Origin of the sequence: Methanosarcina sp. UBA5, from assembly GCF_002505485.1 — an archaeon.
Lineage (GTDB): Archaea > Halobacteriota > Methanosarcinia > Methanosarcinales > Methanosarcinaceae > Methanosarcina.
This window is the reverse complement of sequence record NZ_DAVG01000080.1, coordinates 23,051-43,359: the sequence shown is the minus strand read 5'-3', so window position 1 is coordinate 43,359 and position 20,309 is coordinate 23,051. Positions and strand designations below refer to the sequence as shown.

The following is a 20,309-nucleotide window of genomic DNA, read 5'->3' as shown; positions in this document are numbered from 1 at the left end:
TTTCCAAATTGTTTTTTCAGATTTTCTCAAAATCTTTTCTAGTTTTAAAGTTTTTAAGATATTACTTCTTCAGAGCTTTTTCCGGTTTATTGTCCTACTTCAATTAATCTTTCTTCCTCGTAGGACTTTATGGCCGCCATTGCCACTTCAAGGGCATGTTTTCCATCTTCTCCGGAGGGGTTAGGGTTTTTACCCGTCGCAGCACAATCTACGAAATAGGTAAGTTCGTTTTTCAGTGGCTCACTATGTTCTACTTTGGCTTTTCTTATCCATTCGTTATCATGTAACTGTACTGTCTGATTAATGTAGTCCAAATAGGCAACACCCTTAACTCCTATTGCTGTCAGCTGCCTTACTTTGTGTGGAGTCAGCCAGTTTGTTTCCACAACTCCTGCAAAATTATGGTCCATACGCAGGATAATTGAGGCGTGATCTTCAAACGAGTGAATGTCGGCACCTGCAATTGCATAAACACTGTTTATTCTCTTACCGTAAAGGTATGAGATTACGTCTATGTCATGGACACCAATATCCAGGATTACTCCTACGTCCCTGATCCTCGGGTTATAGGGTCCGACTCGTTTGGTTGAGATTGAGACTATCTTTCCCAGGGTGCCTGAATTTATAATCTCTTTGAGCTTTATGACCGCAGGGTTAAAGCGCTCAATGTGCCCAACCATAAGAATTTTTCCCGCCTTTTTTGCGGCTGCTATCATCAGGTCCGCGTTTTCAGTCGTATCTGCAATCGGCTTTTCTACAAGGACATGTATCCCTGCTTCAAGGGCATCAAGTACGACCTGCTTATGCAGCTTGGTGGGCACAACCACACTTACCGCATCAAGCCCTTCGGCAAACATTTTCTTATAATCTGTAAAGGCTTTTGTCTTGAATTGCGTAGCCATTGCTTCAACACGCTTCTGGTCTACATCCGAGATTCCGGCNNCCTGTACCTATTACTCCTACTCTAATCAAAAGTCTCACTTCCTGGTTCTGAGAATGCAGTGGCTGGAAAACGAATCAATCCTTTGCATAAAATTCTTTGGTCGCTTCGACGATTTCCTGCAAATCGGTTCTGGATAATGCAGGGTGCACAGGGAGAGAAAGAACTTCTTCTGTTGTTTTTTCTGAGACCTGTAGGGAGTCTCTGTATCCAAGTTCCCTGTAGAAAGGCTGCTTGTGAATGGATATCGGATAGTGGACTCCTGTTCCAATTTCTTTTTCTTTTAGGAAAGCTGCCAGTTGATCTCTCTTTTCTGCTCTGATTGTATACTGGTGGAACACGTGGGTACAGTCGGGTTTTGTCACTGGCGGCACAATTCCGGATATGCCTTTTAACCCTGCTGAAAGAATCTCTGCATTCTTTTGTCTGGTTGCGGTGAATCCATCTAGCTTTCCAAGCTGTACAAGCCCGATTGCCGCTGCAATATCAGTCATGCGCAGGTTGAAGCCCAGCATTTCATGAAGATAGCGGACCTTTGAGCCGTGAGCCCGGATCATTTTTGCCTTCTCTGCAATTTCCTTATCATTTGTGGTGAGCATTCCGCCTTCACTGGTTGTCATATTTTTAGTAGGGTAAAAGCTGAATGCTCCTGTTCCGAAGCTACCCACCTTTTTTCCAAGGCATTTTGCGCCGTGGGACTGACAGGCATCCTCAATTACAATAAGCTTATTATCATCTGCAATTTCCATTATCGCTTTCATATCTGCAGGGTGTCCATAGAGATGAACAGGCAAAATAACTCTGGTTTTTGGAGTTATTTTCTCCTGAATTCTTTCAGGATCTATATTATATGTATCTGGTTCAATATCTGCAAAAACAGGTTTTGCCCCAGTATAAAGGACGCTGTTTGCTGTTGCAATGAAACTGAAGGGACTTGTAATCACTTCATCTCCTTTTCCTATGCCATGGGCAAGAAGCGCAATGTGCAGGGCTGCAGTGCCAGAGTTCACAGCTACTCCATACTCACAACCAGTATATTCAGAAAAAGCAAGCTCAAATTCTTCGACTTTCGGGCCCTGTGCAATCATTCCTGATCTCAGAACCTCTGTTACTGCATCAATCTCTTCCTTACCCATTAGGGGCTTGGCAATTGGAATCATTTTGGAACCTCTTTTAATAATTTTGATAAAACTAATCTTACTTAACCTTGATTTTTTGATAAGTTTATATTCGATTCAATTCCTTTAAATCTTTTGGGAGTTCTTGTATTCTGGCAGGCACTCCAACTGCAAGTTTCCAGGCGGGCACATTTTTTGTCACAAGTGCTCCTCCTGCAACCATTGCCCCCTCTCCTATTTCAACATCAGGGAGCAGGGTAGCGTTTGCACCTATAGACGCACCTTTTCTCAAGAAAGGACCCTTCAGTTCGTATTTTTTTCGAATAGGATATTTATCATTGGCCAGAACTGCACAGGGCCCGATAAATACATTGTCCTCGATAACAACATTGGTTGGAATGTAGACATTACCCTGAATACTTACATTGTTTCCTATCTTTACATGTCCATCTATAATGACATTGGTTCCAATGAGAACATTGTTTCCAATTTCCGTATTTTCTCTGATCATTACGTTATGCCCGGTTTTGAAGTTTTTTCCGGTTTTTACGTTGGAAAATATCGTTGATCCAGCCCTTACAATTGAATCAGGGCCTATTATACACCCTGGAAAATCAAAGTTTTCAATTTCGATATTTTGCTTCAGGATTTCCATCAGAATCCTATGTTCAGGGTACCCTAGAATCACATTTTCCATTATTACTGTGTCTTTCCCAATTACAGAGATTCCGTATATCTTAGAAGAATTGTGAATTTTAAATTCAGTCGAGTTCATTGTTCCCCCCGTTTTTCTGGTTTTTTCTTAGCCAGAAAAACTTTCTTTTGGAGCATAAGAACATCTGCTTACTTTTTTGCAGTTTTACATAGCTCTTCATTCTACATAGTTTCTCATTTTTATATTCCCGATAATCAGGCTAATTCAAACTCTCAGGACAAGCCCCATGATACTGTTATTACTTTTTCCGATGTTTATTCCCTCTGGTTTTTCTAACTATTTCTACATTTTCAAATTATATGACTTTTTAATTATTTAAATGATTTGGTCTATTTTTTACTCTACTTTTCTATATTTACCTAAAATTCTTCCATTTATATTTTTGCATTTATAGTTTTACAATACAATTTTTAATTTTATTTTGGTCAATAACTCACGCACTGATACTTTGATTGTGAATTCAAACCCATAATATTTTCGTCATCTATTAAGGGAATTTGTCGCCTTTTTCCAAAAATTGGGTTTAGTATTTCTTCTCTTGATATTTATCAATGGTATGAGGAGGATTTTTATATCTTATCGCGTATTTGTTCCTTTAATATGCTAATCAATTCGAGGAGTGCTGACTACGCTTACAAGTTTAATCACGTCTAACTCCGTTTCTTCAGGTGCGCTCTCAGTAACCACTGTAATACCAGGAATTTCTGAAGGCTCATCTGTGGCTACGGCAGTTTTACTTTTATTGCTTTTGCTCAGGGATTTCCTCCCTGCGTCGAAGCACTGGGAAAGTACGGTGAAGGTTTCTTTAAATATGGGAATTATTCCACTGATGTTTTCCTTTGGTGCAATCATTCTCTTTAAGGTTGTCGCACTATTTCAATAACTTTTCAGAGCGCTGCCGTCCAAGTGTCCGCCCGAGTTCATCTTCGGGAGCACGGGATCTTTTCGGTAATCAAGTTGCGTTTTGGCATCCCGCTGCCCTTTTTGCTACCCAGTTCTATCTCGGAAAGACATTGTCCTCTACCCTTAGCAACAGCATGGTCACACCCCTTCTTAAAAATTGCTTGTCTGCAAGCCTTTTTTGAAAAGGCTTGAGCGAAAACCCGAGAAATATTTGAGGATCTTATCCCAAACCCTATTGGCGTGATCAACTGGCGCAACGCTTGCGTTCTCAAGAAGAATAATTTCTGGATAAAATAATTTTTTGTTTAAAATCAACTTTCATAATTAATTCCATTTCGACTACAGTGATCAATCTCGATTATGGCAGTTGACGGTTTCATTTACTTTTTGCTCTGGCGGAATATAGTTTATACCTAAACTCTCTGGTTAATTTTAAAAAATGTGAAAACGCGAAAAGCATGAGGAACTGCTAATATTTAATCTATTCTGTAATTCTTTTTTATATAAACCGGAGTGAGTTTTCTGTTTTATCCTAATTATATAATCGAGAGTAGTCAGGAAGGAGGTCCCAACTATGTCGAAGCTTTCGAATTTAGCTTAATTTCCTTTGATCAAACCTTCTTTTCTCTTTTTCGGAATATGTTAGTGGACGTCGAGAATTTAATGGAGAAGGGGAATAATCCCGAAAAAGAATACATTCATAAATCCATGAATTAACGCAACTAGCGGGAGGCTTCGGGTCCCGTAAAATAGGTAGCCGATAACAGCACCTACTAAAGATATGTACAAAATTTCGTAAATGCTCCCATATCCTGAATGCATTAACCCGAATAAAATACTTGTAATTATTAGTGCTTCACGGCCGCCTAATACTATTTCTAACCGATTCTGCAGGAGTGACCGGAAGATCATCTCCTCTATAGGGCTCACGAAAAAGACCATAATTATGGTGAGACTCAGGAGGTTAAGGATTGATAAATCCTGAATAAGAGGATTTTTCCCCACTATAATGTATTCCCCCGCTCCTAATAAAAGGCCCATTAATACAGATAATGGAATATATATCCCTATTTTTTTGAAGGTTATCCCAAGCTGCGTGCGCGTAAAATCCTGATTAGTAGCTGCAATGCTTACAGGAATTGCCATAAGGCAGTATACGAAAATAAGGTTGTAAAGCTTCTCTTCATAAAAAAGAGGCATTGAAAAATCTACCAGGCGCAGGATCGGCAGAAGGATGAAAGCCTGATAGGTTTTCTGAATGTCCTTGTTTTTTATATATATTATGGAAAAGGAAAGCCCAAGCAGAATTAATGCATGTATTACTATGCCTTCGAGTCTCCTTCCCGAATATATCATCAGTTCCGCAAGAGCAATAACTGCAATCGGGATTGCTAGATAAACCCATTTGTTTTCTATCTCAGGTGTTTTTCCCTTCAGATTTTCAGACATCTTCGTTCTCATGCCTTCCGGAATCTTCACATTTGGACTCTCAAATGTTCCCATCCTCACACCTCCTCTCCAACATTTATCCAGAGACGCAGATCTTTGTAGGGTATATTCTTTTCAGTCTCATTGAATAGCAGGAACTCAAGCTTCATATTCTCTCCTTCAACAGAAGGCGTAATCTCAAGAGGCTCTACCAGAGTCTCATTATGGGCAAGCCTGATATGACGCAGATTTTCCGGAAGAGGCAGTGATTTATTTTCAAGCCTTACTTCCATTGTATAGCCCATTGTTCTGTGCTCTTTATTTGCTATTCCTATATAGTAGGTTCCACTTTCTCCCTGTATGTAATTTGTTGTATAGTTATTAGCCGTCCCGTTGGTCCCAAGGACATAAAACTCCGTATATGGCTCTCTGTCCTGAGGCACCAGAACAATGTAAGCTACAGTTCCTATCAAGATCAGGAAAGAAAGGACTAGAATTATCCTGAGGTTTTTTTCAGTTTTTGATTCCGGCTTTCCAATAATTCCTGATAGCAGGGTGAGGGCAAGAGTCCTGAAAGGTACCTCAAATTTCCTGTCTGCAGGTAGATAGTTTCTTCTAATGTATGCTGTTGCCAACATGAACAAGGTAAATATCGAGACAGTTGTAATAAGAGGTATCTCCTTAATTTCCCAGGGGGTATAACTGAGTGCAAGTCCTATCAAAGGCACAACTGAAACACTCATTGCAACAGAAAGAGCCATCCTCTCCATCCCTTCAAGTCCGCTTTTTTCCGGAAAAAGCGTGGCTATGAGGGCGTATCCTGGAAGGAAGAGTATTAGGGGCAGACCAAGAGCTGTGCGAATAACACTTCCGCTAAGTATAGGAATTAGTACGAAAATATCCGTAAGAATTACAAGGCCTGCTGCTAACAACAGGTCAGATGGGAACTTCTGGTTTCCGGCCATATAACTCCTCATAAAATGGTTTTATGTTTTTTGGCTTCCCAGCCGTTTCGTTATTCGGGCTAATCTGCCAATTTTTCTGTTCCCTAATGAGGTTTTTCGGAAACCTTCCGATTCCCTCTTACCGGCTGCTTTAATCTCCAATTGCGAAGAATTAAGCCGGAAAGGTGAAAGCTGTCCGAGCTTTAATCTCTCTTCTGATTTAGCAGAATATATTTCCTGAATTATATTCGTTTTCAAGAATGTTTTAACCCGATCTACTCAATTACCTAGTTGTATAAAATATCTTTCCCTTTTCCTGCATTGTATTATAAAATACTTTTCCCTTTTTTTCTATCTTCCTGAAAGAAGTTTTAGCCTTCTAAGTCTCTATCATTCTAATATTTTATATAACGTCTTGGGGTTGAGCTCACAGGGTTGTAAAAGTTGACATATAATAAGGAAGTCTTTAATTTCCTATATCTATGCAATTTTTTTTCTTTTATTGTTTATCTATACTAGTAAATAACAGATGTCTTCTAAACTATTATTCTGGTTAACAGGCTTTCACATGGGTTTAATTATTTTTCTTTCTCAAAATCACTGGCTAATTATTTTTCATGTCTAAATGCTTATATAGCTCATATATTAAAACACATACAGGTCTTCTATTAAATGCTGTGACTCACTTACGGAGTGTTTATGTTCATCCTTTTGGGTAAAAAGAGGAGAACAATTCCCCCAACTGATTCTCTGTAAGTGTAGCCGTAAAAGACCTTTTGAAACCCTCTAAAAATTATGGAGCGATGACTCTGAAAAATATATTTGTAGAATTTGGAATTTTTACTGATCCTTCTCTAATAAACTACGTTATCAAGGAGACTTCTTACCTTTATCTTCAAAGAGGTAGATGATTGCATATGGCCATTACGATTGCAGCCATGCCTGCCTATAACGAAGCCCACGCCATTGCAGATGTTATCAAGGGTTGCAAAAAATACGTCGACAGAGTAGTAGTTATAGATGACGGAAGCACCGATAATACTGTCGATATCGCCGAATCTCTTGGCGCCTATGTAGTTCGTCACGAAACAAATAAGGGATATGGAGCAGCCCTAAGAAATTGCTTTGAAACCGCCCGTAAGCTCGATGCAAATGCTATGGTTATAATTGACTCTGACGGTCAACATGATCCCTCCGAAATTCCCAAGCTTCTTGAACCCTTAAGAAATGGGTTTGATCTGGTAATTGGCTCAAGATTTGTCAATGGCAACGGCAAAAATGTTCCTATTTACCGTAAATTCGGAATGAAAATCCTTGACGTTGCAACCTATATTGCAGGTGGTCTGCATGTTACTGATTCCCAGAGTGGTTTTCGAGCTTATGGAAAAAAAGCTATTGAAAATATAAATTTGAATGGTACAGATATGTCTGCAGGCTCTGAAATTCTCATTCAGGCCAAAGATCACAATTTGAAGTTTACTGAGGTGGAAATCTATTGCAGGTATGATCTTGAGGAATGCTCAAGCGAGAATCCTTTCATACATGGGCCCAGAGTCCTGTTCCGCATCCTTAAAGATATGGAGTACAGGCGGCCTCTGTACTATTTCTCCGTTCCTGGCCTGATTATGACGTCTACAGGCTTTCTTATGGGACTTATATTTTTACAGGATTTTCTTCTAGGAGGATCCCTGCGCTTCGGGCCAACACTCCTTATGGTAATGCTGACGGTTATAGGAGCCTTCATGGTATTTACCGGAATAATACTGCATGCCATCTCAAGGATGATTTTTTTAAACGAGCATATCCGAAAACAATAATGTTAAAACGGGGTCAATTTGCATGAAATACCCTTTTGTTTCAGTCGTAGTAGGTATTCGTAACGAAGAAAAATTCATTGAAGAATGTATTGAGTCACTTCTTAATCTAGATTACCCGCGAGATTCTTACGAGATTATTATCGTTGATGGTATGTCCACCGACAAAACGCGGGATATAATACAGAAATATCCTGTCAAACTCTTTTTGAATGAAAAAAAGAATGTTGCTGCGGCAAGAAACCTTGGTGTGAAGAATGCCAAGGGAGAACTTGTTGCGTTTACTGACGGAGACTGTAAGGTCGATCCCCAGTGGTTGAAAGCTCTTGTCCATGAAATGCAAGCCTCTCCAGATGACGTTGTGTGTTTTGGAGGCCCTAACCTGATCTTTGATACTGATCCTGTATTTGGCAGGGTGGTGGGATATGCCCAGGAATCTTTCTTGGGGTCTGGAGGCTCGGCTCAGTCCAAAAACTCCACAAAAAAGCATTATGTTGGCTCTCTTCCTAACTGCAATGCAATGTACAAAAAAGCTGCAGTTCAGGAAGCTGGGGGTTTTGACGAACGGTTTATAGTGGGCCAGGATTGTGACCTAAACTACAGAATTGGTAAGAAAGGCAACAAATTTCTGTACATTCCGAAAGCACAGGTCCTGCATCATAGAAGAGGTACTTTCAAATCCTTTTCCGTAAGGATGTTTAAATATGGAATGTGGATGGCAGAACTTTTCAAGAAGCATGGAGAATTTGTCCGTTGGTACGCTTTTCTGCCTTCGATTGCCATCGTGTTTGCAGTCACTTTGCTTATCGCTTCTATCAAATATTCTACTCCAATCGTACTTCTTCTTGCACTCGCTGTCATGTACTTTATTCTTGTCTTTGTTACCTCAATCCAAGTTACCTATAAAATGAAATCAAAATACGGTCTTTTTGCCCTGTTTATTATTCCTGTGCAACACTTTGCTTATGGGCTGGGGTTTTTGTACAGCTTTACAAATTCTCCTCTGATCTCAAAAGTCAGTTCCTGCTCGGATATTTAATAATCACGAATTATTTCATTTACTTATAAATAAACCGAAATATTTGAATATCTTGGAGGCTTTTCAGGGCAAAATCTTCTTAATCAATAAAGCCCTGATGAACTCCCATTGATTTTCAAACACAGAAGTTTGGATGCCAGGTTCATTCAATTTATTAAATTACGATTATTTAAGCCAGGGAGATAGTATGCTCGGATTAAGCAAAGAAGCAGGATTCAAATTAGATAATGACCGTCTAATGAGGTCAATTTCTTTTCTGTTTCCGCTAGCTATAATTTTCGCAGTAATATTTGCGTTCTTATGGATGTTTGCAACCGGAAAGTTCGCTTATGCACTTCGGGGGCTATTTACAGGAATACCTGCAATCCTTTCCTGTCTTTTCATACTGTTCCTTTACAAAAAAGATGTAAGTTTGCACGATATCGATCTCTTTCCATCACTTAGTACAAAGTCCCTTACGTACCTTTTCGGGATATTTTATATTGGTTCCATAGTTGTACTTTTGCTGTCTCCGGGAAGCAGGCCGCTGTACTATTTCTTCTTTATTTTAGGGCTTTATCTGTCAGTATTCTTCCAAATTTTCTCTAAAAATGTAAATCCTACCCTTATTCTGGCAGAATCTATCTTAATCGCAGGTAATTTAATTTTCAGTGTGACTTTAAATTATGATTTCTATGTCGGTACCACAGACATCCTACCCCACATATTTATTTCGGAAGTTACTTCATTTACCGGAAAAATAATTCCAACTTCTTTAAGTGATTACGCTTACTTCCCTCTTTATCATGTGCTTATTGCAGAAGCTTCTGAGATCCTGAAAATAAGCATAAAGAACTCACTTTTTCTGGTAACTGCACCTATCTATGCAATAACCATAATTTTCCTTTATTACCTTTTTAATTACATAACAAACAACAGGCAGATCTCACTCCTTTCATGCGTACTGTTCTCCGCAAGTTCTACTGTACTCTATTACGGTACAAATGTAATCACCCGCACAATGGCATTCATAATGTTCGTTGTATTATTGTACCTGATTTATAGTGTCAATTTCAAAAAGGACAAATTTTCCTTAAAAACCCTCTCAGTAATTGTTGCAGTTTTTATAACTTTAGTTCACAATGTCTCCCTTCTACAGTTTGTCCTATTGCTGATCATTCTTCTTGCATCGGAATATATGATAGGGAATGGCGGCTACATTAGCAAATCATATTTTATATTGCTTAATGTCATTTTTACTACTTACTGGTTCTTTGCAGCATATGTATTTGTACAGAGGAGCCTGGCTCCCCGTTTGCAGAGCCAGTTTTTGGATTCTATGGTTCTGACTGCGGGAGGTTCAGAAGTTCTTCAGGAAAGCTTGATTGATTTGATAGGGCTTCTGGATAAATCGATATTTTTATTTTTTGCCTTGATAGGAATAGGTTTTCTCCTGAAAAATTACAAAAAAAATTATGCTTCTGTGCTAGGGTTATTTGCTCTGTTGACTCTAATACTTTATATTCCCAATCCCCTCAATACGATCTGGCAATTTAAAGTCCTCTTCAGAGTTGATCGGTTTATGCTTTTCGTCAGTCCCTTTATGGCTTTCGTAATGGGGTACGGATTGTATATCTTCTGGAATTATATGGCTAAGTATTCCTCTAAGAAATTAAACTCCGCTTTCTTAGTGATCTTATTGTTCTCTACTTTTGTTTTAGTCTCTTCGATCTACAGTGTTTCAGATTCGAATTGTCTTGGTCAAGAAGCAAAACACGAATACTTTACTTCCGAAGAGTTAAGTGGCTTTAATCATATTTTCAAATATGTTCCTATCAAATCCTCAACTAATTCAGTTTATACCGATTATTATGCTTCAAGATTCTTTTATGTCCCGTTGATCCCTGCAAAATCTGCGGCATTGAATATCTCGTCTTACAATAATTACAGAATCGGTGATGTAAATAAACTCCCAGAATACAAAGGTTATATAGTTCTCAGAAACAAAGAATTTCTAAGGAGTGGATTATACTTTGGCAGTGAGGAAAGCACCCTGAAAGACACTGCCAATTATTTTTATCAGTCGCTGCCCGAAAACAAGCTTAAGCTAGAAAACAACCTCAAGGGCCTTGACAAAATTTATTCAAATCCATCGATAGACATTTATATTCCACATCAGGGATTGACTGATTCCCTGAAATCTATTACATCGGGAAGAAGCGGGGTCACAAATACCTCGTCCGTTAACAGGGTGTCCGACGATTCAATTTTAGAGTAAAAAGATAACGAAAAGAAAGATTTAAGATCTTTAAATTGAAAGAGCAGGCATTCGTTTATTACTGTTAGTAATTATCGGACAGCCTGTTTAGGGTGGGGTGGTCACCCGCAATTTGATTTTACTACTTTTATAAGAATTAAATAAACAAAAATCGGTTTGTTAACTGATTTTAAAAGCTCCTATATTAAGAAGCTTTATGACTGAAAAAAAGAAAAAAAGAAATCAAGTCCTTTTTTATATTTTTTGACTCAGTACGGATGGTTCAGCCTGAATTAAAGCCTTTGGAGATGCCAATGGTTATCTATGAATTAGGAAGCTGCTAAGTCTTTAGCTTAACGGTAGTTCACTTCGAAGCTTTCTCCAAAAGCTCTGAATATATATCCACAGTCTTTTTGGCATGAGCTTCCCAGGTAAGTCCTCTCTGAATTATGCTTTTACGCCCGAGCTTCCCCATGTTTTCTCTCTGGCTTTTATTCTCAAGCAGTTTATTAATTTTTCTGGATAACTCTACAGGATTTTTTGCAGGTACCAGGTAGCCTGTTTCTCCATCGACCATTAGTTCAGGTATCCCGCCGACATCGGTTGCTACGACCGGGATTTCACAGGCAAGGGCTTCAAGTACTACGTTTGGCCTACCCTCTGAAAGGGAAGGCAATACTAGGATATCCGAAGCTGAGATCCAGAGCGGGATGTTCTCATGGTTTACGGGCCCAGTGAATTTAATGCGATCTGCAATTTTGAGCTCTTGTGCTCTTTTTTCCAGACTTTTTCTCAGGCCGTCGTCCCTGCCTACCATAAAAAGATCAGTATTCGTATTCACAAAGTCCTTTGCAGCCTCAATCAGATAGTCCACACCTTTTATTTTTCTAAGTGCTCCTACAAATAGGACAATACTCTTATCTTGCGGCAGATTTAGTAGATTCCTTGCATGTGCTTTTCCTACTGGTTTGAACTTTACGGTATCAACACCGTTTGGAACCACATGAACTTTCTCTTCGTTTATTCCCAGATTTACTATGTGGAGTTTGAGATCCTCGCTAACAGAAAGAACCTTATCTGCAAAGTTCATTGCTTCTATAATCTGTTTTGATGTGTAGGAGCCTTCATAAGCGACTTTCCTTTCTATTGTGCCAAGTGCACTTATTACAAGAGGAACTCTCCATTTCTTTGCAAGCTTCATCATTCCGTATCCATCTGGATATGAAAAGTGTGCGTGGATCAAGTCTGGCTCTGGCTTTATATTTTTAATCGCGTATTCGAAAACGAAGTGAGAGTATGAAAACCCTGTTATGGGATAAAAATATTTTTTAGGAACGGCATATACATAGCGTGGATAGTGAAGGTCATATTTGTCGGTATGCTCAATCCGTGGCAGTTTAAAAAAGTTATGATACGGAAATGCGGAAAAAGGAAGGACGAAAGGTTTTGGGGAAATTACAGTAACATCTACGCCCTGGTTTGCAATTGAGTCTATACTCTGTTTTATGAATGTCCCAAGTTGAGGATAATACCTGTTAGGAAATTCCTGACATGCTTCCAATACTTTCATAATCTTTTGCTCGTTTTCGCTTCGGATGCATCAAAAGCAGACAGAGGAGAGAATTAATCCTATAAATACTTCTCTCCAAAATGCATTAAATTCTTGTCCATGGGTTTTATACTAAACTGTCGTTGCTGAACTGGAATAAATAATAAATAAAGCTATGGGATAAACTAATTAACTACTTTTGCTATTCTGGTAACCGGCTACCATTATGTTTAAAAAAGTAAGTAATATTTTCCTGGTTTATTACGGCTCTTTCAATACTAAATCAGGTTCGAATGTTCACATTCTTGAACTTCTAAGGAATTTGAAAAAATATACTGATATAGTCCTGTTTGCACCCGGACAGAAGAGCGTAGACCGTGCTCTTCCAGGGATAAAATACGTGCCTGTAATAGACAATAAATATCTTGTACAGCCTTCTTACGAATTTATGCTTTCCTTTTACCTTCTTTATTCGTGCATAAAAAACAGGCCTGACGTGCTTTATCTTCGCCAGAATTCTTTTCCGTTATTTCCCATATTTCTATGTAAAATTCTAAAGATTCCTTCAATAGTAGAAGTCAATGGGATAGTTCTGGATGAGTTAAAGGTCGATCCGAATTCACAGTCTTTCGCATATAAAGTTTTTTCTTATTTGGCACTCTGCTCTGAGAATTTTAATTACAGGCATTGTGACAGAATTATTTCTGTCACGGATAAGCTCAAGGACGAGCTTGTGAGACTATACTCTGTTCCTGAGAGCAAAATCTATGTTATTAACAATGGGGCAAATACCGATGTATTCAAGCCTCTAGATTCCGAACAGACAAGAGCGAAGTTGCAGCTTGAAAACTCGAAAAAGTACGTATGCTTTGTAGGGAACCTTGCAGCCTGGCAGGGAGTTGAATTTCTCATCCATGCCTCTCCTTTAATTCTGGAGAAATGTCCTGATGCTCATTTTCTTATTGTTGGGGACGGAGTTATGAAGGATAAACTGATGGAAACAACTTCCAGGTTAGGGCTTTCGGATAAATTTACTTTCACCGGAAGAATCCCCTACGAACAGGTTCCTCTCTATATCAACGCGGCCGATGTTTGCGTTGCTCCTTTCATTAAGGAAAGGAACTCGAAGATAGGACTTTCAGCGTTGAAAACGTATGAGTATCTTGCTTGTGGGAAGCCGATTGTGGCAAGCAGTATTTCAGGAGTCAAAGATTTAATTGAAGCTTCATGTGGCGGAATTTCAGTAACTCCCGAGAATCCTAAAGAACTTGCAACTGCTGTAATAAGGTTACTTCTCGATGAAAATACCCGGGCCTTTATGGGAAAGAAAGGTCGAAGATATGTCGTTGAGAATCACAACTGGGATGGAGTTGCAAGAAAGATCTTGGACATATGCAAAGATATCGTTTAATTCTTTATGACTCGCAAAAGGAAAATCTGCAGCTTTATTCTATAGCTGCGTTTCATAAAACAAACGCAGGCTAAAAGGGTAGTTTTGTAATTTACGGCATTTTCCGACTTGAGTAGACTACTACCCTCCAATCCTGTAGTTCTTCATTAATTTAACATATTACAGCTCTGCGTAACAGAGTCCGGCAATTATATGATATTTATCACACATGATATTTATCACACTGTTTACTGCAAGGAATTAAAAATGGACAATAAATTTCTTTCTCAAGAAGAATTTGTGTAAGTTAGAGAAATTGGCCTGAGAAGTAGGAGATTTATTCCGAATTCCTATATCACACCTAATTTGATTCAGTAGTTTTCACTATGAATAATTTTTTTAGCACTTTTTTCTACAGTCTTTAAACTCATATAGATATCATTTACAAGATTTGTCTAAATTATATACAAATTAATTAATTTGTAAAGATTCTTAACAAACTATTCCAAATTTTGTATATGTATAACAGTGTTACTTCCCAAATATCTATCTACCAGAGATAATTACGAACTTGTTATGATTAATATTAAATAATTTCTATGTTAGAACAAAAATTAGGAATCTTTTTATTGATAAGTTGCCTTACCCTTAAAAACGTTCTTACATATTTACTCTCTACGCTTTCAGAAAAAATTTGTGTATATAAAGCCTTCAAATTCTGAAAGTATATAATCTTTGCAACATCTTGTCCAATAGGTCTGAAAAACTGATACACTTACTCAAGTTCTTAACAATCAATCATACATTTTGCGGAGTTGTGAATACGTCACTGCACGAATATTTAACTATCAAAGATATTAATGAATTTTATTCTGATCACCTTCAAATGATATCGATGTTAAAACGAGAATTAGGAATCCTTTTATTGGTAGGTTGCCTTATTCTTGCAAGCGTTCCTGCCGCTTTATGCCGAAGTCCCGCACCAACTGTTTATGTTGCAGGAGACGGCAGTGGAGATTTTAACTGTGATGGAAAAGATGATCATATACAGATAAATCAGGCCCTTAAGTTTGTAGCAGATAACTCTGAATATACCACTGTCCACCTCAAAGGTCCTTTTACGTATGTTATTGATGATACTCTTCTAATCGGCAGCAATACTATTCTTGAAGGGGATTCGACTGCTGTGATCAAACTGGTTGATCACGCAGGCTGGGTTCCAATGAAACCACTGATCCAGCAGATGAGCAATTCCGGAAATAACAACATTGTAATAAGAGGATTCGAGGTTAATGTGAACCATGACGGTAACACCGAGTTCGCTAAGGGTGACGGATACTATAATGTGATTTACTTTCTCCATTGCAAAAACGTAAAAGTATACGGTATGTATATGCACGATGGTCACGGAGACGGGCTCAGGATAAAATATGGCGAGAATGTCCGATTTTATAACAACAAGATCTATAAGCTCGGACACGACGGTCTGTTTGCAATTCAGTGTCAGAACGTAAAGGCCTGGAACAATACAATAACCTGCAGGACTAACAGCGGTCTTAGAATCTGGAACTCAAACCATGTAAAATTCCACGATAACGTAATCGATTCTTTCTACCACTGGAGTGCAGGCGGGCCAGGCATTCAGGTCGAAAAGTCTGCAGGTACTATGGATGACATAGAAATCTACGATAATGTTATCCATAACACCTATGGACCTGGAATCTGGCTTTTTAACTATGATTCTTCTGCTACCAAAGATAAGGGGAAAAATGTCCACATCCACCATAACGTCTTCTATAGTACAGGCACTAACCCTAGCATTACCTGGGTTGGAGGTATTGTAGCTAGTGGATTCCATGACACACTAATTGAAAATAACGTCTTTGACAGCGCATATCATGTTGCTATTGTTAATATGTATCCCGATGGTTATTCTCCAGATTACTCGTCAAAATACAAAACAATTGTTCGTAACAACATAATCGTAAACACCCAGACGCGTACAAAGTCCCCAAGTGGGACAGGATATGGAATTATCAATTATCTCCCTGAAACACACTCCTTTGCGATTTCGTATAATTGCCTTTACAAGAACTTTGCAGGTAACTATAAAAACTGTGTCTCAAAAGCTGATATCTACGTAAACCCACTATTTGTAGACCAGAAAAATCACGATTATCATCTCCAGTCAGTTTCAGGTCACTGGAATGAAAAAAAATGGGTAAAGGACAACGTGCATTCTCCCTGCATTGATGCCGGTTACCCATCCTCTGACTATTCCAAAGAACCTGAGGATAATGGAAACAGGATTAACATAGGAAGGTATGGGAACACAATCTATGCATCAAAATCAAAGCATTAAGCGTTGATTTCTGTGTTGCTACTTCTATCGAGAATCCCAAAGAACTGAGGTTGCAGTAGTAAATTAACATCGATACAAGTACCTGAACCGTTATGGAGAAACCAGATACATCGTTGAGAATTATATCTGGGAGGGAGTTGAAAAAATTCTGTATAGATGCAACGACATCAGTTGATAATATCCTTTTATGATAGTGGAGCAGACTGTCTCAATGGAACAAACTGTTTCAAAACTACATTTGATTCTACAATTGGATAATTTATTTGACGATAAAGTTAACTCATTATGACTTACGCGATTGAAACGAGAAATCGATAGCTTTAAACCTTTAACCGTCTAAGACTAATATTTAATTATAACGTCTATTGTTCTTGGTTTTGTATGTGAAGTGCGTAAGTCCTAGTCATAAATAAATTTGGAATAGTTTGCTATCTGAATTAAAGTCAAAAATATCCCTATCCAATTGTAGAAATTGTTAGAATTTTGAGGCCATCAGTGAATTTTAATAAAGCTATTTTTGACTTGTTTTGTCCAATATTTTCACTGACTTTTCTTATAATTTTAACCACTGGATAAAAATTTAAAAACACTGCACAAATATTTTTATAACATAACGATATAATTTACGATGTTGACTATAGAAATTTAATTACAGACCGAAAACCGATTTATTCACTATGGTTTCATGGGGGGACTAGGTGAATTCGAGGGATTGGCCTGAAAAACAGGGAGATTTATTCTGAATCTCTTGTTTATTCATATGATAGGATTCAGTAGCGATTGCCATGAATTATCTCTCCAGGGATTTCTATAGCCTTGAATGCCGGAGAGTGGATACTATTTGAAAAATCTCATCCACTATTCAGAGGACAGCGTAAGAAATTTGTCTAGTTACTAGTAGACAGTTTTTATTTTTGTAGACAAATGAGTCCTTTCCTACCTGATTCTTCTCTCCTATTAAATTAATAAATTTCTTTTAGTAGTCTCAGGTGATATAGATGCTGAAAAGAGAACTAGGAATCCTTTTATTGGTAGGTTGCTTTATTCTTGCAAGCGTTCCTACTGCCTCATGCCGAAGTCCTGCACCAACTGTTTATGTTGCAGGGGACGGTAGTGGGGATTTTAACTGCGATGGAAAAGATGATCATATACAGATAAATCAAGCCCTTAAATTTGTAGCAGGCAACTCTAAATATACCACTGTCCACCTCAAAGGTCCTTTTACGTATGTTATTGATGATACTCTTCTAATCGGCAGCAATACTATTCTTGAAGGGGATTCAACTGCTGTGATCAAGCTGGCTAATCACGCAGGCTGGGTTCCAATGAAACCTATGATCCAGCAGATGAGCAGTTCAGGAAATAACAACATTGTAATAAGAGGATTTGAGGTTAATGGAAACCATGACGGAAATTCCGAAAAGGATAAGGGTGACGGATACTATAATGTGATTTACTTTACTAAATGTAATAACGTAAAAGTATACAATATGTATATGCACGATGGGCTTGGAGATGGACTAAGGATAAAATCCGGAGAAAATATTCAATTTTATAACAACAGAATATATAAGCTCGGACACGACGGTCTGTTTGCAATTCAGTGCCAGAATGTAAAGGCTTGGAACAACAAAATAACTTGCAGGACTAACAGCGGTCTTAGAATCTGGAACACAAACCACGTAGAATTCCACGATAATGTGATCGATTCTTTCTACCATTGGAGCGCAGGTGGGTCGGCTGTTCAAGTCGAAAAGTCTGCAGGTATTATGGATGACATAGAAATCTACGATAATATTATTCATAATACCTATGGACCTGGAATCTGGATTTTCAACTATGATTCTTCTGCTACCAAAGACAAGGGGAAAAATGTCCATATTTATCATAATGTCTTCTACAGCACAGGCACTAATCCTAGCATTACTTGGGTTGGAGGTATTGTAGCCAGTGGATTCCATGATACTCTAATTGAAAATAATGTTTTTGATGGCGTATACCATGCTGCTGTTATTCATATGTATCCAGAAGTTTATTCTCCAAGTTACTCGTCAAAATACACAACAATTGTCCGTAACAACATAATTGTAAACACCCAGAAACGTACAAAGTCACCTAGTGGAACAGGGTACGGGGTGATCAATTACCTCACCAAGAACCATAACTTTGTGCTGGAAAATAACTGCCTCTACAACAATGCAGCAGGCAATTATAAAGGCTGCACCTCGAAAACTGATATCTATGTAAACCCACTATTCGTAGACCAGAAAAATCATGATTATCATCTCCAGTCAGTTTCAGGCCACTGGAATGGAAAAAAGTGGGTTAAGGACAAAGTTCATTCTCCCTGTATTGATGCCGGTTATCGATCCTCTGACTATTCTAAAGAACCAGAACCCAATGGTAACAGGATCAATATAGGAAGATATGGAAATTCAATATATGCTTCTCTGTCGGCTTCAGGAGTAAAAACTATACAATCCTCGTTAACGGACTCAAGCTCCGAGGCTACAAATGAAACTGGAGGAGATCTTAACTTTACAGCGGAAGTTCTTGACGCGGATGAAAGTAACTTTACATACTCCGAAGATCTTTCTGTTGAGATACAGGGTCCAGTTATTGAATCTATTCCCGAAGCTACAGTTAAGATTGGAGACAATTTGAACTTTACAGTGAAAGCTTCTGATGCGGATGGAGATAACCTTACATACTCAGCTTCAGGTCTTCCTGAAGGTGCAAGTTTTGATGAAAAAGGGGCTTTTAGCTGGATGCCTTCAGACGGACAGGAAGGAAACTACACAATATCTTTTGAGGTAAATGATGGTATGTTCAATGATTCTGAAGTTGCAATAATAAGCGTGATTGAAGAGACAAGCGTGGTTGAAGAGACCTCTTTAAATCTCTCCGCAATAATAAGCGTGGTTGAAGAGACTTCTTCAAATCTCTCTGACGTATACAACAACTACCTTTACGAAATTTCTTCTGAAGGTCTCAGTTTTAATAATTTATCTGCATACTGGAGGAATAATTAATGAATCAGTAAATTCTAATAAACCCAAAAAATTTGTGACTTGTGGTAAAATAGCTTTAGACAAAAAAGCTTTTTGGAGAGAAAAAATCAGGATATTTTAAGAATGTAGCTAGAATGGAATTGAAAGAAAGATACTAGAGAGGTGTAATCTGACAGTATTCTTATGAATATCAGATGTTTACGCTTAACTTCTATGCTCCTTTCTAGCTTCTATACTCCTCTTCTATTTTTCAATCTTTTTTCTTGGCTAATCTTCCATCGTTTTATAGAATCTTAATCTCTACTTTTTGACTTTTACTAATTTGTAAAACTATTCTTTAAATTGTATGATTCTCATTTTTATGGCAGTAAACAAAAGTCGATTTTGCCAACAAAATCTAAAATATTACTAAAAGTAACGATAAATTTTACTTCGGAAAATTTCTTTTTGCATAGATTTAAAAAAAATCGTATTTTTATTTGGTTTTTCTCGTTCCAGGCACTTGTTTTTTCTCTAAATATTTAAGAAACTATCTAACTATTTTAAAAAACCGTGCAAATACTTTTATAACATTGTGGTATAATTTACAGTGTTCACTCCATAAATTTAGTTACAGACCAAAAACTGATCTATTCTCTATGTTTTCATGGGGGGACCTAGATGAATTCGAGGAATTGGCCTAAAACAGGGAGATTTATTCTGAATCTCTTATTCATTCATTTGATAGAACTCAGTAGCCTTCGCTATGAATAATTTCTCCAGGGACTTCTATAGCCTTGAATGTCGGATAGTGAAGACTATCTACAAAATCTTGTCTATCATTCAGGAAACAAAGTAATTAATTTCAGTAAAATTTTGAC

At 38.0% G+C, this 20,309-nt stretch carries 12 protein-coding genes and 1 pseudogene; 6 read left to right on the top strand and 7 right to left on the bottom strand.

What is annotated here, in order from left to right:
• Positions 1-86: 86 nt before the first annotated feature.
• From BP621_RS08130 to BP621_RS08105, 6 genes and pseudogenes are all read right to left on the bottom strand, one after another.
• Positions 87-950: pseudogene (locus BP621_RS08130) on the bottom strand (UDP-N-acetylglucosamine 3-dehydrogenase); the annotation flags it as partial.
• A 67-nt stretch (positions 951-1,017) separates the two neighbouring features.
• Positions 1,018-2,100, bottom strand: coding sequence for a DegT/DnrJ/EryC1/StrS family aminotransferase (locus BP621_RS08125; protein ID WP_292389058.1), 1,083 nt, complete (start codon positions 2,098-2,100; stop codon positions 1,018-1,020).
• Between the two features lie 64 nt (positions 2,101-2,164).
• Complete coding sequence (locus tag BP621_RS08120; RefSeq protein ID WP_292389056.1) at positions 2,165-2,833, bottom strand: acyltransferase; 669 nt, start codon at positions 2,831-2,833, stop codon at positions 2,165-2,167.
• A gap of 543 nt (positions 2,834-3,376) precedes the next feature.
• On the bottom strand, positions 3,377-3,625 hold the full coding sequence (locus tag BP621_RS08115; RefSeq protein ID WP_292389055.1) for a hypothetical protein: 249 nt from the start codon (positions 3,623-3,625) through the stop codon (positions 3,377-3,379).
• 711 nt (positions 3,626-4,336) lie between these two features.
• Positions 4,337-5,179, bottom strand: a complete 843-nt coding sequence (locus tag BP621_RS08110; protein ID WP_292389053.1) for a CPBP family intramembrane glutamic endopeptidase — start codon at positions 5,177-5,179, stop codon at positions 4,337-4,339.
• Positions 5,180-5,181: 2 nt separating this feature from the next.
• Positions 5,182-6,069: a DUF1616 domain-containing protein gene (locus tag BP621_RS08105; RefSeq protein WP_292389051.1), complete on the bottom strand. Its 888-nt coding sequence runs from the start codon at positions 6,067-6,069 to the stop codon at positions 5,182-5,184.
• A gap of 896 nt (positions 6,070-6,965) precedes the next feature.
• Here BP621_RS08105 and BP621_RS08100 point away from each other — a divergent pair.
• The 3 genes from BP621_RS08100 to BP621_RS08090 all read left to right on the top strand — a co-directional run bounded on the left by BP621_RS08100 (position 6,966) and on the right by BP621_RS08090 (position 11,158).
• A complete protein-coding gene (locus BP621_RS08100) occupies positions 6,966-7,865 on the top strand; it encodes a glycosyltransferase family 2 protein (RefSeq protein ID WP_292389201.1) in 900 nt (299 codons plus the stop codon).
• A 22-nt stretch (positions 7,866-7,887) separates the two neighbouring features.
• Entirely contained in the window at positions 7,888-8,901 is a 1,014-nt protein-coding gene (locus tag BP621_RS08095) for a glycosyltransferase family 2 protein (protein WP_292389050.1), read from the top strand.
• Positions 8,902-9,088: 187 nt separating this feature from the next.
• The gene (locus BP621_RS08090) at positions 9,089-11,158 is read left to right on the top strand and encodes a hypothetical protein (protein WP_292389049.1); all 2,070 of its coding nucleotides are present in this window, start codon (positions 9,089-9,091) and stop codon (positions 11,156-11,158) included.
• Positions 11,159-11,501: 343 nt separating this feature from the next.
• Here the strand turns inward: BP621_RS08090 and BP621_RS08085 are convergent, their stop codons facing one another.
• Positions 11,502-12,707 (bottom strand): glycosyltransferase, encoded by a 1,206-nt coding sequence (locus BP621_RS08085; protein ID WP_292389048.1) that lies wholly within the window; start codon positions 12,705-12,707, stop codon positions 11,502-11,504.
• A 205-nt stretch (positions 12,708-12,912) separates the two neighbouring features.
• Between BP621_RS08085 and BP621_RS08080 the strand changes: the two genes are divergently transcribed.
• From BP621_RS08080 to BP621_RS08070, 3 genes are all read left to right on the top strand, one after another.
• On the top strand, positions 12,913-14,097 hold the full coding sequence (locus tag BP621_RS08080; protein ID WP_292389046.1) for a glycosyltransferase family 4 protein: 1,185 nt from the start codon (positions 12,913-12,915) through the stop codon (positions 14,095-14,097).
• Between the two features lie 865 nt (positions 14,098-14,962).
• Positions 14,963-16,438: a right-handed parallel beta-helix repeat-containing protein gene (locus tag BP621_RS08075; RefSeq protein ID WP_292389045.1), complete on the top strand. Its 1,476-nt coding sequence runs from the start codon at positions 14,963-14,965 to the stop codon at positions 16,436-16,438.
• A 998-nt stretch (positions 16,439-17,436) separates the two neighbouring features.
• Positions 17,437-19,470, top strand: a complete 2,034-nt coding sequence (locus BP621_RS08070; RefSeq protein WP_292389043.1) for a putative Ig domain-containing protein — start codon at positions 17,437-17,439, stop codon at positions 19,468-19,470.
• The last annotated feature ends 839 nt before the right edge of the window (positions 19,471-20,309 follow it).

Coding starts and splice junctions, on each gene's coding strand:
- BP621_RS08115 (WP_292389055.1), bottom strand. CDS start 3,625: ATGATTGCACCAAAGGAAAACATCAGTGGAATAATTCCCATATTTAAA.
- BP621_RS08110 (WP_292389053.1), bottom strand. CDS start 5,179: ATGGGAACATTTGAGAGTCCAAATGTGAAGATTCCGGAAGGCATGAGA.
- BP621_RS08125 (WP_292389058.1), bottom strand. CDS start 2,100: ATGATTCCAATTGCCAAGCCCCTAATGGGTAAGGAAGAGATTGATGCA.
- BP621_RS08070 (WP_292389043.1), top strand. CDS start 17,437: ATGCTGAAAAGAGAACTAGGAATCCTTTTATTGGTAGGTTGCTTTATT.
- BP621_RS08105 (WP_292389051.1), bottom strand. CDS start 6,069: ATGGCCGGAAACCAGAAGTTCCCATCTGACCTGTTGTTAGCAGCAGGC.
- BP621_RS08075 (WP_292389045.1), top strand. CDS start 14,963: ATGATATCGATGTTAAAACGAGAATTAGGAATCCTTTTATTGGTAGGT.
- BP621_RS08120 (WP_292389056.1), bottom strand. CDS start 2,833: ATGAACTCGACTGAATTTAAAATTCACAATTCTTCTAAGATATACGGA.
- BP621_RS08095 (WP_292389050.1), top strand. CDS start 7,888: ATGAAATACCCTTTTGTTTCAGTCGTAGTAGGTATTCGTAACGAAGAA.
- BP621_RS08090 (WP_292389049.1), top strand. CDS start 9,089: ATGCTCGGATTAAGCAAAGAAGCAGGATTCAAATTAGATAATGACCGT.
- BP621_RS08085 (WP_292389048.1), bottom strand. CDS start 12,707: ATGAAAGTATTGGAAGCATGTCAGGAATTTCCTAACAGGTATTATCCT.
- BP621_RS08080 (WP_292389046.1), top strand. CDS start 12,913: ATGTTTAAAAAAGTAAGTAATATTTTCCTGGTTTATTACGGCTCTTTC.
- BP621_RS08100 (WP_292389201.1), top strand. CDS start 6,966: ATGGCCATTACGATTGCAGCCATGCCTGCCTATAACGAAGCCCACGCC.